General features: G+C 31.7%; 16 protein-coding genes. 6 read left to right on the top strand and 10 right to left on the bottom strand.

The features are described from left to right. Positions 1 to 13 precede the first annotated feature (13 nt). The 4 genes from AC0NBN_RS10190 to gldG all read left to right on the top strand — a co-directional run bounded on the left by AC0NBN_RS10190 (position 14) and on the right by gldG (position 3,858). Positions 14 to 361, top strand: a complete 348-nt coding sequence (locus AC0NBN_RS10190) for an arsenate reductase family protein (RefSeq protein WP_089742082.1) — start codon at positions 14 to 16, stop codon at positions 359 to 361. A 468-nt stretch (positions 362 to 829) separates the two neighbouring features. Next, positions 830 to 1,378 carry a CopD family protein gene (locus AC0NBN_RS10185; protein WP_160813077.1) on the top strand — a complete coding sequence of 183 codons (549 nt, stop codon included), beginning with the start codon at positions 830 to 832 and terminating at the stop codon, positions 1,376 to 1,378. 79 nt (positions 1,379 to 1,457) lie between these two features. Continuing rightward, on the top strand, positions 1,458 to 2,186 hold the full coding sequence (locus AC0NBN_RS10180) for an ABC transporter permease subunit (protein WP_160813078.1): 729 nt from the start codon (positions 1,458 to 1,460) through the stop codon (positions 2,184 to 2,186). Positions 2,187 to 2,190: 4 nt separating this feature from the next. Next, positions 2,191 to 3,858, top strand: coding sequence for a gliding motility-associated ABC transporter substrate-binding protein GldG (gene gldG / locus AC0NBN_RS10175; protein ID WP_160813079.1), 1,668 nt, complete (start codon positions 2,191 to 2,193; stop codon positions 3,856 to 3,858). Between the two features lie 119 nt (positions 3,859 to 3,977). On the opposite strand, the gene AC0NBN_RS10170 is transcribed toward gldG, so the two are convergent. The 7 genes from AC0NBN_RS10170 to AC0NBN_RS10140 form a co-directional block, all read right to left on the bottom strand. Next, on the bottom strand, positions 3,978 to 4,691 hold the full coding sequence (locus AC0NBN_RS10170; protein ID WP_160813080.1) for a barstar family protein: 714 nt from the start codon (positions 4,689 to 4,691) through the stop codon (positions 3,978 to 3,980). Positions 4,692 to 4,736: 45 nt separating this feature from the next. Then, complete coding sequence (locus AC0NBN_RS10165) at positions 4,737 to 5,492, bottom strand: DUF6882 domain-containing protein (RefSeq protein ID WP_474468319.1); 756 nt, start codon at positions 5,490 to 5,492, stop codon at positions 4,737 to 4,739. 206 nt (positions 5,493 to 5,698) lie between these two features. Further along, entirely contained in the window at positions 5,699 to 6,214 is a 516-nt protein-coding gene (locus AC0NBN_RS10160) for a hypothetical protein (RefSeq protein WP_160813081.1), read from the bottom strand. A gap of 60 nt (positions 6,215 to 6,274) precedes the next feature. Beyond that, entirely contained in the window at positions 6,275 to 6,655 is a 381-nt protein-coding gene (locus AC0NBN_RS10155; RefSeq protein ID WP_474468316.1) for a hypothetical protein, read from the bottom strand. Between the two features lie 212 nt (positions 6,656 to 6,867). After that, positions 6,868 to 7,359, bottom strand: coding sequence for a VOC family protein (locus AC0NBN_RS10150; RefSeq protein WP_160813082.1), 492 nt, complete (start codon positions 7,357 to 7,359; stop codon positions 6,868 to 6,870). Next, positions 7,346 to 7,984: a DUF3267 domain-containing protein gene (locus AC0NBN_RS10145; RefSeq protein ID WP_160813083.1), complete on the bottom strand. Its 639-nt coding sequence runs from the start codon at positions 7,982 to 7,984 to the stop codon at positions 7,346 to 7,348. The genes AC0NBN_RS10150 and AC0NBN_RS10145 overlap by 14 nt, the downstream gene beginning before the upstream one ends. Positions 7,985 to 8,146: 162 nt before the next feature. After that, positions 8,147 to 8,767: a hypothetical protein gene (locus AC0NBN_RS10140; protein ID WP_160813084.1), complete on the bottom strand. Its 621-nt coding sequence runs from the start codon at positions 8,765 to 8,767 to the stop codon at positions 8,147 to 8,149. A 228-nt stretch (positions 8,768 to 8,995) separates the two neighbouring features. On the opposite strand from AC0NBN_RS10140, the gene AC0NBN_RS10135 reads away from it, so the two are divergent. Further along, positions 8,996 to 9,673, top strand: a complete 678-nt coding sequence (locus tag AC0NBN_RS10135; protein WP_160813085.1) for a YceI family protein — start codon at positions 8,996 to 8,998, stop codon at positions 9,671 to 9,673. Between the two features lie 74 nt (positions 9,674 to 9,747). On the opposite strand, the gene AC0NBN_RS10130 is transcribed toward AC0NBN_RS10135, so the two are convergent. Then, complete coding sequence (locus AC0NBN_RS10130) at positions 9,748 to 10,665, bottom strand: tetratricopeptide repeat protein (RefSeq protein ID WP_160813086.1); 918 nt, start codon at positions 10,663 to 10,665, stop codon at positions 9,748 to 9,750. Positions 10,666 to 10,888: 223 nt separating this feature from the next. After that, on the bottom strand, positions 10,889 to 11,317 hold the full coding sequence (locus tag AC0NBN_RS10125) for a DUF4268 domain-containing protein (RefSeq protein WP_160813087.1): 429 nt from the start codon (positions 11,315 to 11,317) through the stop codon (positions 10,889 to 10,891). 101 nt (positions 11,318 to 11,418) lie between these two features. Between AC0NBN_RS10125 and AC0NBN_RS10120 the strand changes: the two genes are divergently transcribed. Beyond that, a complete protein-coding gene (locus tag AC0NBN_RS10120) occupies positions 11,419 to 11,826 on the top strand; it encodes an Rrf2 family transcriptional regulator (protein ID WP_160813088.1) in 408 nt (135 codons plus the stop codon). Here AC0NBN_RS10120 and AC0NBN_RS10115 read toward each other — a convergent pair whose 3' ends face one another. Next, positions 11,827 to 12,390: an RNA polymerase sigma factor gene (locus AC0NBN_RS10115; RefSeq protein WP_089742114.1), complete on the bottom strand. Its 564-nt coding sequence runs from the start codon at positions 12,388 to 12,390 to the stop codon at positions 11,827 to 11,829. Between the last annotated feature and the right edge of the window lie 35 nt (positions 12,391 to 12,425).

The following is a 12,425-nucleotide window of genomic DNA, read 5'->3' as shown; positions in this document are numbered from 1 at the left end:
GTAAAAATTTAACATGATAAAGGTCTTGCATAACGGAAGCTGTTCAAAATCCAACGCTATTTTAGAATATCTGGATGAAAATGGTGTTCAGTTTGAAATCATTAATATTATGGAAGATCCTCTAAGCGTTTTGGAACTCAAAACAGTTTTGAAGAAACTCAATCAGCCTATCTCCCATATTATCAGAAAAGAAGAGAAGCTTTATCTTGAAAAATTTGCAGGTAAAAATATTTCGGAAGAAGAATGGCTGAAGATTTTATGTGAAAACCCGTCTCTTATTCAGCGACCTATAATCATCAAAGGTTCTGTAGCTATGCTTGGAAGACCTATAGAAAATGTAAAGTTTTTTATTGAAAAGTAGGCTAAGCTAGTTAATACTTTCAGCTTAGAAATCAAATAATATTGCAACACATAATATTCAGTAGTTTTAAAATAACTGCTGTTTTTTTAAAACTTTATTGTTCTACATTTGTAGAATATGTTTATTGTATTTATATTTATCTAAATATTTACGATGAAAAATAATATTGTTATCTTAATCTTGAATCAGCTTTATTAGAAGGATAAAACCAAAAACGGAGTCACCAAGACCAAAATATTTCATCCTTATGGCAGAATAATGGAAAAAAAGTCAGTTCCGGCTGGATGTTAAAGAAAACGGAAAACAACTGATATTACTACGGTGACTGGAAATGTTATGATGAAAACGGAAAGCTGGAAACTATTAAGAAATATGATAATGGTAAAAAAACAGACAGCGTCGCTATTAAACGGTAATTTTTGAATACATCATCTGCAAAATCATTATCTTTGCAGACAAATTAAAAGGATGCTGTATACCATCATCAAAGCATTGCACATTATTTTTATGGTAAGCTATTTTGCGGGGATTTTTTACCTCGTGAGAATTTTTGTGTATTATAAAGATACCGATGCCTTCCATGATGAAAAAAAACAGATCCTAAGAGAGCAGTATACTTTTATGGCTCGAAGACTTTGGAACATTATCACGGTTCCTGCAGGGGTTATCATGGCAGTCTGCGGATTAATTTTGATTTTTCTCAATATCGGATTGATGAAAACTCCATGGTTCCATCTCAAGCTCACCTTTTTAATCGGGCTTGCCGCTTATCATTACTGGTGCTGGCAAAAAGTAAAGCAGCTGGTAAAACTCAACGGAAATACTCTGGAAACAGCTAATCTGAAACTAAGACAGGCGAATGAAATTGCTACATTTATTTTATTCCTTGTTGTTTTTACGGTCATATTAAAATCTTCAGTTATTGAATATTGGTGGCAATTAATTACCGGTTTTTTCGTTCTGGTATTTTTGATCATGATGACCGTGAAGCTTGTGAACAAGAAAAAGAAAAAATAATAATAGCTTTAGGCTAAAGGTAATAAAAAATAAGCTTTGCCTGCTGCTTATAGCATATTCTTACTGCAAATTAAAAACTATGATTGCAATACTTAAAAAAGAACTTTGGAGTTACTTCGGGAACTGGAGCGCATGGGTAATCATTGCGGCATTCAGTCTCATCACAACATTGTTTTTGTTTTTTTTCGAAAATGACTCTAATATTTTTGACATCGGACTTGCTTCACTGCAAAGCTATTTCGTTTTGGTTCCGTGGCTTTTGATGTTTATTATTCCGGCATTGTCTATGAAAACCTTTGCTGAAGAGCAGCAGACAGGAACTTTAAACTGGCTTTTTTCACAACCTATGAAAGTGTCTGATCTGGTATTTGGTAAGTTTTTTTCTGTTTGGATTGTCGGAATCCTTTGTCTTATTCCATCACTTATCTATTTTTATACTGTTTTTGTTCTGGGCGTTCCGGAAGGAAATATTGATATGGGAATGACTTTTGGCAGTTACTTCGGTCTCATTATACTCATTGCGGCATTTGCAGGAGTAGGTATTTTGGCATCGTCGCTTTCACAAAATCAGATTATGGCTTATTTATTAGGCGTTTTTATGTGCTTTATCATGTATTTCGGAATTGAGCAGTTGGCGAGTTATAAATTGTTGGGAGGAGCAGATTTTATTTTACAGAATTTAGGTTTTTATCAGCATTTCTTAGGATTTACCAGAGGATTGATAGACTTCAGAGATGTTGCCTATTTTATTTTCGTCATCGGTTTGAGTTTAGCATTATCTAATCATTTTATCACCAAAAAGAAGTAAGAATATGAAGAAGATCAACCTAAAATCTCCATTCGGAATTTTGCTTATCATTATTTTACCATTGGTAGTAATCATGATGTTTTCCGGAATCCGTTTAGATTTAACCAAAGAAAAAAGATACACGCTTTCTGAAAGCACCGTAAAAGTTCTGGAATCTATAAAAAAACCTTTAACTGTTGAGGTATATCTGGAGGGAGATTTCCCTGCAAGCTTCAAGCAGCTGCAGAACGAAACCAAATTTATGCTGGAAGAATTCAGAAAAATAAATCCTAAAATAGATTTCAAATTTATTGATCCTATTAAAACCAAAATGTCTCAGGATACTTTGATGGCAATGGGAATGCAGCCTTCCATTCTTCCGGATGTGAAAGACGGGAAAGTGACTCAGATCCGTTTGTTTCCTTATGCCGTAGTAAAATACAACCAGAGAGGCGTTTCTATTCCTTTGGTGGTAGAGCAGGCAAACATCAATGCTGATGAACAGCTTAGGAAATCTATTGAGAATCTTGAATATAACTTGGTTTCCAATATCAAATCTGTTGCGGAAGATAAAAGAAAAAAAGTAGGTATTCTGGTAAATCAGGATGAGCTGGGTCCTCGAGAATTTGAAGGATTTATGCAGCTTGCTCTGGAAAATTATGACGCCGGTCCTGTAGTTCCGCAGAATAATGTTGAGCTGACGATGGCAGATCTTCCTTTGCTGAAAAAAATGAGCGCACTGGTGATCGCAAAACCCAGAAAAGCTTTTACTGACAATGAAAAAGTAATTCTGGATCAATACATCATGAATGGTGGGAAAACACTTTGGATGATTGACGCTGTGAATGCTGAAATGGATACTTTAACAAGATCTAAAAAAGTAATGCCGTTTCCGATTGATATTAATATGACCGATTTTTTCTTCAATTATGGTCTTAGAATCAATTCTGCGCTGGTAAAAGATGTAAAGAAATATGCACTCCTCAAACTCGTAACCGGTGAAGTAGGAGGGAATGCACAATATACAAGTCTTCCATGGCCGTATTTTCCTTTGGGAATTGCAGAGCAGGAGCATCCGGTCACCAAAAATATCAATCCGGTAAAACTGGAATTTCCGACTTCCATTGATACTTTGGGCGGAAAGAAATTTAAAACCCATGTACTGTTTGAATCTAGTGAAAGAACTTTGCTGAAGCAGGTTCCGAACTATGTGGAGCTGAAAGAAATTGCAAGTGTAGACAGCCTTGGACAAATGGAAAAACCGAGTACACCAAAAATTTTCGCTGTTGCTCTGGAAGGAAAATTCAGTTCTGCATATGCTTCAAGAATAGAAAGAAAATCATATCCCGGCTTTAAGGCTACAAGTCCTGAGAACAAAATGATCGTCATTGCAGACGGTGATGTGGGAAGAAATAAGGTCATTAAAGGTCAGCCTTTGCCTTTGGGAGTTGATATGCTGACTGATGAGCAGTTTGGAAACGAACAATTCCTCAGAAATGCGTTAGATTATCTTCTGGATGACAGCAATATTATGGATCTCAGAAACCGGAATATTGAAGAACGTCTTTTGGATCGTCACAGAATCAGTGAAGAGCGCTCAAAATGGCAATACCTGAATTTAATTTTACCTTTAGCGATTATTGCATTATTAGGAGGATTGTTCTTCTGGTTAAGAAAGAAAAAGTTCGGATAAAAAGAAAAGAGAAACTGTTGAGGTTTCTCTTTTTTATTTTAATTTAGATGTCTAAAAGAACCTGAGTAAAAGATGTCAGATGAATGAAGAAAAGTAATTTAGTTAATAATACTGATTATTTATTGCAGGATTAATTCAATATTATACTCCCAAAAAATATCCTGAATTACTTTAAAATTTTTTTTAAGTTTCCATATATTTCTTTTATGATTTTTCCATATTATTCTCTTGAGATTATTTCCTCCGAATTCAGGACTTATGATACAATCAATAAGCGCATTAAAATTTCTTCCAAAATATCCGCCATATCCATTGATAGATTCGCCAAGCTCACAAAAAAAATCGTCAATATGATGGATATATTTTCCATCAATCAGCGCTTCTTCTACTGAACCTGATTTTTTTACATTTTGAAAGGATATTGCAAGTTCAAGCCATCCTTGTCGTTCGGAAGGTTTTAGTTCTTTCCATAATCTAGGTCTATCAACTCCTTTAGAGTAAAAATCATTCCATGCCCTAATAACCCCTTTAGAAGCTCCAAACGAAAAGACTCTTATGTGTAAATTATTCTCAGAGATTGATATTAATTCCAGAAAATTTATAAAATATGCTTTATTATTATTTAAACTATTTGTTAAAATTATTCCAAAGTCAGACTGATCGTTGAGAATACTTTCTTCAAATGCAGAAATTAAGAGTTCAGGGTTTTCTACTTTTTCCAGCTCTATAATTTTTGAACGATTAAATGTAGAGATTTTTTGCTCAAGCCCAAAAACGTTCTCTACTTTGGAGAGAATTTTAAATTCAGGATATATGATTCCTATTGATATCATTATTTGTAAAATTGAATCAGAAGCTATTGTCTAAAGGTGTAGTTTTTAGTTTTGATTTAGCCTTTTAATTTCGAAATAGCAGTTTTCACAAATTAATTTTATCTGTGCAAATTTTTCTGATTCTGCGTTCCATTCTCCGTATTTCTGTCTTACTTTTTCACATTCATTGCACCAAGCTTGTAAATCTTCATCATTATCTAATTCCATACCCGGATAAGTTTCAAAAGCTTCTTCAAATCCCAGAGCAGTTTTTATGTTTAAATGCTGACATACAAAAGCTGGTCTTTGAAATCCGTGATTGTCACAGTCTAAGGTTCGTTGTTTTAACAATTTAATTTCAGGATGATTTTGAGGTTCAATTTTTTCTGTTAACAGCAAATAATAATTAAGATTTTCAGTTTGAAGATTATAAACACCAATTCCATTTAAGAGTTTAAAACTGATTGCAAGAAATTCCCAACCATCATATTCATCACTTTGAAATGTCTCTTCAGACAATTTTTTGTACTCATTTTCAAATCCAAAATTCTTGATTTTCAGCGTTTCAGTTTTACTTTTTTCATTGAGATGGTTATTAAACCAACTCCACATCCATATTTTTGTGTTTAAGGAAAATGTTCCGATGGGAATATATTTAAAGTAAATTTCATCTCCGGCATCATTATATAATCTCAGAATTTCCAGATCACTATCATAAAACCAATTTGTAAAGGAATCAATTTTATATTGTTCTTTAAATTCTTGTTGAAAAGAAATCAGATTTTTTAATTCAAAGTCTGCAAATTCTCGGTAATCTATCATTTAGTTATTATTGTTTTTTGTCACATTAATAATTTAAGCATATTTTCATGCTATCCAAATTTTCTTCAATATTTATGAAATTTCGTAATCATAATAGCAGATCTTGGTAGATGAAATTTAGTTGTATATTGCTTGGTATCGTTATAACTATGAGTATTCAATTTATCATTAATAACCATTTTGACAAAGCATTTTTCTGCTTAAGCTTAATTTGTTTTTTTAATATTTTCTAAAAATTTAATAGGATCTTCCAAAAAACGGTATGCATTTGAGTTCTTTATACTATTTTTGATTTCTTCGAAGTCTGGTTTCATAAGTTTTCCTTTTCTGTCAAAGAATAACCATTCATTTTCTATAGCTAACTCTATCATATTTTTCAAAAAAAATAGTTTTTTTTCTCTTAAATCAGCTCGGAAAGAAAACTCTCTAATTGTTAAAGATTTTTCATCCAAATTCATATAGGCATCATTGTCAACATCCTCTGAGTAGGTTTTCCAATTATAGCTTGTATTGTCGTTTCCCCACTTTGCTCTTTTAACAATTAAATCAATTTTCGTAATAAAATCGTCCGCTTTCATTTCGACTTCTTCCCAGTAGATTTCAGCATCAGATTCAAAATATTCTGTTTCCATACTAACACCAATTTGATCTGGAATAGAGCCATGCTTTTTTTTAATTCCTTGTTTTGGAACTACTCCTAAATAATATTGATATACTGCCATTTTTTAGGTTTAAGCTAATGCATTATGTTTATCGTAAAGCAAATATTAGCAAGTGATTTATTAAGGTTTTTCTTTGCAAATTAAAGTGTCAAAATCTACATATAATTGTGTTGACCCCGTATTACCCATTGGTATCCATTTGTAATTTGTAAGAACAAATGTATTTCCTTTATCAAGTTCAACCCATTCGTCAATACCTTTTGCAGCATTTTTCAAGTCATTTTTTGCAAATAATCCTACCGGAGCGGCGTAACTTCTTCCTTTGGTTATGTATTTGCATTTTTCAGATGAAATTAAGTCTGGGATTTCACTTTGCAAAACAAAATTTGATTTTGTGAGTGTCGGTAGAACTTTATTCATTTTGGAAGGTGTGTAAGAACCTTGACATTTAAAAAATGAAGTTGGAAAAGCAAAAAATAAAGTTAAAAAAATAAATTTCATATCTTCATATATTTAGTTAGATGTACGATTCTATATACTATATTTTTCAATTTTACAGTAATTTCTTTATGTAGCCAAATTTTTTGTCTGCCAATAATATGTTTTTTTCTATTTGCTGTTTCAGTATTTCACTCATTTTTGTGTTAACGTTGTAAATTTTGATGCTAATTGATGTTCTTGTTTTTATCTGATATTGCTTACAATAATTCTTATCATTTTTTAGACTGATATAATGCTATTCTGTTTCCTTCTGTATCTTCAAATTCTGCAACAAGCCCAATTCCGTTATCTGTTTTGGGATATAAAATTTTTCCACCATTTGATGTAACCAATTTAAGTGTTTCATCAATATTTTTTGTATTGAAGTAAATCACAACTCCGTTTATTGTAGGTTTGTAAATTTCCCCTTTTGCTAATGCACCTGAAATGCCTGAATTTTCTTCCACCAATGGAAATAATGCCATTTCATTATTGTCAATATTTTCTCTCTTGAATTTGAAGCCAAATACATTCTTATAGAAGCCGATTGCTCGATCAATATCCGTCACCGGAATTTCAAAATATACAACAGGATTTGTTTTTTCTGTGATAGTTTTTTTGTCATCTTGCTGAATTGTTGTTTTTGGATTATCATTACAAGAAGTTAGCAGTTGAACTAAGACTCCAAAAGTTATGGTTGTCAATATATTTTTAGTTCTGTTCATTCTTCTTATCCTGTTTTTTATAAAAATATGTTTCACCTTTTTCTTTGTCATCATAGGTAACCATTTCTTTATTCGAGGCTAAATAATTTAATAATGTAAAATCACCACTGCAAAAAATATTATGAATAAATAAAAAAATCACTGCTGTTAATTGAAATTCTACCGATAAAAACGGAAATGATATTAAAGTTCCAATTAATACTAAAGTAAAGGGTAGAATGGCTATAAATGTAAATTCAGATAAATTGGTAACAAACTTGTCTGCTATTGTGGCAAAATAGAATTTTTTAAAATTTAAAAAGAAAGAAACAGATTTAGCTCCAGTAATTTTATAAGCAAAGTAGTGTATTAACTCGTGTATAGGAATAAAGAGAATAGAAATAATGATGCCCAGAAAAATATATACTAAAGAATTAACAATGGTTAATTCTTTAGTAATTAGATTTTTTGTAATTGTATATGAAATTATACATAAAGGACTTATCAATATAATCATATAAATATTGAAAAACCATTTTTTATTCAATTTTAGTTTTTCATTTAAGAATTTATGTAGTTCAGAGTGTTTTAGTTTGTCTTGTAAAATGTAATTTTTATTACTTAATTCGGAGATTTCAATTTTCATAAATTTCAAATTATTATTCAGTTCAATTTTTAATTAAACAAAATTCTTTTAAGGCTTTGATATGGCTTATTCTGGCAAAAAAGATCAATAGGATTGCTGCTGTTGAACTTTGTAGGGATTTCTATAACCCGTCATTTACAAACTGTTGGTATGCATAATACTTTAGTGTTTTAAGTCGATTACTAATTTTTCAATTTCTTTTAGAATGTCTGATTGAGATAAATTATTACCAATTCCCAACGAGTAGATATTGTCACAAATCTTAACAAGTCTTCCGAGTAAAGATTTCTCAGCAGGAGACCAGGTTTCACCAATTTTTAACTCACCGTTTTTGTCGGTTGTTGCAAAATAGTATGTTATTCCGTCAAGTCCCATTGATTCATGTTCTGGCTTTTTTGTCTGTTCTTCTAATAATTGGAATAAAGCAACAATTTTAAGATACAAGTCATTTGTTAATTCTGTCTTGTTTGAAATTAGTTTAACCTTATTTTTATTTTTTGAATACCAATAACTTTCAGACAGTTTATTACTTACTACATAATTTTTACCATCTAATGTTTCTACCGAATAGGAGTATTCATTGGAGAAAGATGGCATTGATGTATATCTCGCAATAGGTTTTTCAGAATATCCTTTATACAATCGTAGAAAAATGTTATCATAATATTCCTTTAAAACACCTTCGTATTGTTTAAAGTCCTTTGCAGGCTCCAAATGTTGTTCTTGTCCAAAAAATAAAGATGTAGTCATAATAAAAGCTGATATTAAAATTGTCTGTTTCATTGTCGTTTTACTATTATATATACACCTTTAATTCACGCATTGTCTTCCAGTTTATGTATGTTAGCAAGTTTTTATTCATCAATCAAATATAAAATAAATTACCAGCTCACAAATAAAATTATTTACGTTTTCTTATCCTATGTTAATGATTTCAATCATAATTTTTACGAGGTTTGCAAAGTCAAATATTAACAAAAAAAGATTCAACAATAATTAAAACTTAAAGAAATGAAAAAATTTGGTGTAATTGCTTTGGCTGGATTAGGATTGCTTTTAGCATCTTGCGGTGATAAAAAAGCTGATAATGCAGCAACTTCTCAGGAGCAAACCGTAGCTGAAAAAAGCGGTGATGTTTTCGCAGTAGATACAGCGGCTTCAAAAGTAAACTGGAAAGCTTTCCACAAAGGAGGTTTTGCTCCACGTTGGGGAACTCTTAATGTAAGTACAGGTGAGCTTACCGTAGCTGAAAACAATCTTGCTTCAGGGGAATTTGTGATTGATATGAAATCTCTGAAAGTAGATCCTGCTTCGGTAACGGAAAAAGATAAAAAATATACGGATCTTGAAGGGCACCTTAAAAATGCAGATTTCTTTGATGTAGAAAAATTCCCTACCGCAGATTTTAAAATTACTAAAGTCGAAGAACTGGCTGCAGGTGCAACCAATGCTATTGAAGGAGCTAATAAAACCATCAGCGGAAATCTTACACTTTTGGGTAAAACTATGAATGTAACTTTCCCTGCTAAAGTAGAAGTAATGGAAAACTCTGCCGCTATCAAGGCGATGTTTACTGTAAACCGTTCAGATTGGGGAATAAAATTCGGAACGGATGAAACAGATCCTGCAGAATGGATGATCAGCAAAGATATTGAGATCAATATTGATGTAAAAGCTGATAAAAAATAAATTTTTTCTTCAAATATAAAAAAGACATTCGTTTTTGCGGATGTCTTTTTCATTATTCAAAAAATGTAAAAATGTTATAAATTTTCAAGATCTGAAAGCAGATTTCTAAGATCGTACTCATAATCTTTCGGCAATTCCGTACCATACATGAGATGCTCAAAATAGAGTGGTGGCAAACCTACTAATTTTCTTCTTTTATCAAGATTTTGAATATCTATATAATGATTATATCCAACACTTCCCAACCCACCGATAGTATAAATTGCGCCTTTGTTTGATTTATTTGGCAAATTTTCTGTTGCATTATCAAATTCTTCAAATTCTACAAAGAAATCTTTATTTACATTATCTTTTTCAATCTCTTTTTTGATGAAAGGTATAAAAAAATTCCAAACAAATTCATTGTCTTGTGAACGACCTCTATGATGCCAAAGTAACAGCCATGCCCGATCTTCCCAACCGTATTTTCCGGTAAGCTCAATCAATCTTGTAATGTTTGCAGAATCAATTTTTTTAGCTAATTCACCGAAAACTTTATTTTCCTGTCTTATTAACTGGTCTTTCGCAATAAGCCTCTGAATTTCCATATAAGCAGCCGGATTTTTAAGTTCTCTATAGTATTGGTTTTCTAAAGAATCGTAATCTGACAATACATCTTTCATTTCTTTAAAATCTTTGAAAGGCCGAAGACTTTTAAAATCCCGGATAAAATCTAAAGGAGCCAGTTGTTTAGTGATACTTTTGGTAATAAGCTCTTTGGCAGTTTCGTTTTTCTTAAGTTTAAATGCAAGAGAAGCCGCTTTAAGATAATCGTAGCTATTGGTCTTAGGATTAAGATGTACTGCTTCAAGATAATAATCAAGGGCTTTTTGATCATTTTTTAGATGAATGTAATATTCGGCTAAATAAATTTTCTTTTGAGATTTGAATACATTTTGACAAAATATGCACTGAGAAATGAATAGGTAAAAAATCAAAATTATTTTTTTCATTGTGTTTTATTTTGGATTTTATAAATAGTTTCTTTTGAATCTTACACGAATGTTGCAAGCTTTACGGTAAATATTTTGATACTTAAGAGTTTAGCTAAGCATCAGGGACGAATTTTATTTTTCTTCAAAAATAGCATTTTTACTTTCCGATAAATAAAAACGGGAAGTTTAAAAAAAATTAATTCAAATAAAATTTCTGCTATTATTTCGAGAATCATATTATTTATACATCTTTTATAAAATCCTCATACTCATAGTAAAATCTTTCAAAGCCATCCATTTTTTCAACAAAAAATTCAAAAATTTCCTGCCATGTATTTTTATTAAAGACAGAGACATTGTGCTTTTCAACCCAGATTCTACTTATTATTTTTCCGTTTTCGAGCGTGTAATATTCATCTTTTGAGAATTCACCCACAAAATCTTTCAGAATATCTTCCAGAGACCAGATTTTTTCGTAATACGCATTCCGGAAAATTTCATCCTTCATTTCAATGTCTATAGAAACTTCGGCTTTCTTTTTATCTGCGTAAAATTTGAACGAAAAATCTTTTATTTTCGTATCATACAAAATCCATTTTCTTGGAAATGATTTTCCAAAGGCGATCCAGAATTCTTTTTTTAATTGTTGGGCTTCCTGTTTGCTAAACATGATACAAAGATAAGTTTTTTGATTTATAGCATTGGATATAAAACGTCACCCATCATCATTATCTATCCTTTATATCCCAACTTTTTATTATTTTTGCTGTAATGCTTTCAAAAAAATCACAATACGCATTCAAAGCCCTTTCATATCTTGTAGAAAAGAGAAATGAAGGTCCCATTCTTATTTCTGAAATAGCTGATGCCAAAAAAATTCCGCTTAAGTTTTTAGAAAACATCCTTCTTCAGCTGAAAAAAGCAGATATCCTGGAAAGCAAAAAAGGAAAAGGCGGCGGTTATTTCTTCAGGGAAGGTCCTGAGAAAGTGAATCTCGCAAGAATCATCAGACTGGTGAACGGACCTATAGCGTTACTGCCCTGTGTAAGTCTTAATTTTTATGAAAAGTGTGAAAATTGTACCGAAGATCACTGCGGTCTTCATGATGTTTTAATTGAAGTAAGAGATGCTTCGCTAAAAATTTTAGAAGAAAAGACGCTTCTGGATTTGGTTGATTGATCAGCTGTGATCTCCCAATCCGTTATTTTTCAGAAGTTCTGCAAGTACTTTTTTGGCGCGCATCACACGGACTTTTGTATTGGCAACCGAAATGCCGAGTTCTTCAGCAATTTCTTTAATGCTTTTTTCCTCGAAAAATCTCAGCCGGATGATGTCCTGATAATTGGCGTCAAGAGATTCTATGGTTTTGATGATTTTCTTCTGTTCTTCTTCTGAAATCATCAGTTCTTCAGGAGATTTTGCAAACTGATTTTTTACTTCTTCGAGATTTTCCGTAGGATCCTGATTTTCTCTTGATTTTCTTCTCCAGAAATCAATAATCGTGTTTTGTGCGATGGTTAATATCCATGTTTTAAACTGAAAATTAGGATCATACATATCCAGTTTTGATAAGACCTTAGAAAAAACATTCACCGTGATTTCATCAGCGTCATTTTCGTCCTGCACTTTTTTCATTACAAAAGAAAAAACATCCACCCAAAATATATTAATGAGCTGTGTCTGTGCTTTCTGATCCTTATCTATTGCTTTTTGGATGAGCGGAAATAGCTGTTCGTTTTTCATAAGTAAGCAAATATAGCAATATTTATTCCTGTTGC

The sequence above is a fragment of the Chryseobacterium sp. L12 genome (genome assembly GCF_056133985.1).
Note: the sequence above shows the minus strand (reverse complement) of the source record. Positions and strands in the feature narration are given on the sequence as shown.

Coding starts and splice junctions, on each gene's coding strand:
- AC0NBN_RS10190 (WP_089742082.1), top strand. CDS start 14: ATGATAAAGGTCTTGCATAACGGAAGCTGTTCAAAATCCAACGCTATT.
- AC0NBN_RS10185 (WP_160813077.1), top strand. CDS start 830: ATGCTGTATACCATCATCAAAGCATTGCACATTATTTTTATGGTAAGC.
- AC0NBN_RS10180 (WP_160813078.1), top strand. CDS start 1,458: ATGATTGCAATACTTAAAAAAGAACTTTGGAGTTACTTCGGGAACTGG.
- gldG (WP_160813079.1), top strand. CDS start 2,191: ATGAAGAAGATCAACCTAAAATCTCCATTCGGAATTTTGCTTATCATT.
- AC0NBN_RS10170 (WP_160813080.1), bottom strand. CDS start 4,691: ATGATATCAATAGGAATCATATATCCTGAATTTAAAATTCTCTCCAAA.
- AC0NBN_RS10165 (WP_474468319.1), bottom strand. CDS start 5,492: ATGATAGATTACCGAGAATTTGCAGACTTTGAATTAAAAAATCTGATT.
- AC0NBN_RS10160 (WP_160813081.1), bottom strand. CDS start 6,214: ATGGCAGTATATCAATATTATTTAGGAGTAGTTCCAAAACAAGGAATT.
- AC0NBN_RS10155 (WP_474468316.1), bottom strand. CDS start 6,655: ATGAAATTTATTTTTTTAACTTTATTTTTTGCTTTTCCAACTTCATTT.
- AC0NBN_RS10150 (WP_160813082.1), bottom strand. CDS start 7,359: ATGAACAGAACTAAAAATATATTGACAACCATAACTTTTGGAGTCTTA.
- AC0NBN_RS10145 (WP_160813083.1), bottom strand. CDS start 7,984: ATGAAAATTGAAATCTCCGAATTAAGTAATAAAAATTACATTTTACAA.
- AC0NBN_RS10140 (WP_160813084.1), bottom strand. CDS start 8,767: ATGAAACAGACAATTTTAATATCAGCTTTTATTATGACTACATCTTTA.
- AC0NBN_RS10135 (WP_160813085.1), top strand. CDS start 8,996: ATGAAAAAATTTGGTGTAATTGCTTTGGCTGGATTAGGATTGCTTTTA.
- AC0NBN_RS10130 (WP_160813086.1), bottom strand. CDS start 10,665: ATGAAAAAAATAATTTTGATTTTTTACCTATTCATTTCTCAGTGCATA.
- AC0NBN_RS10125 (WP_160813087.1), bottom strand. CDS start 11,317: ATGTTTAGCAAACAGGAAGCCCAACAATTAAAAAAAGAATTCTGGATC.
- AC0NBN_RS10120 (WP_160813088.1), top strand. CDS start 11,419: ATGCTTTCAAAAAAATCACAATACGCATTCAAAGCCCTTTCATATCTT.
- AC0NBN_RS10115 (WP_089742114.1), bottom strand. CDS start 12,390: ATGAAAAACGAACAGCTATTTCCGCTCATCCAAAAAGCAATAGATAAG.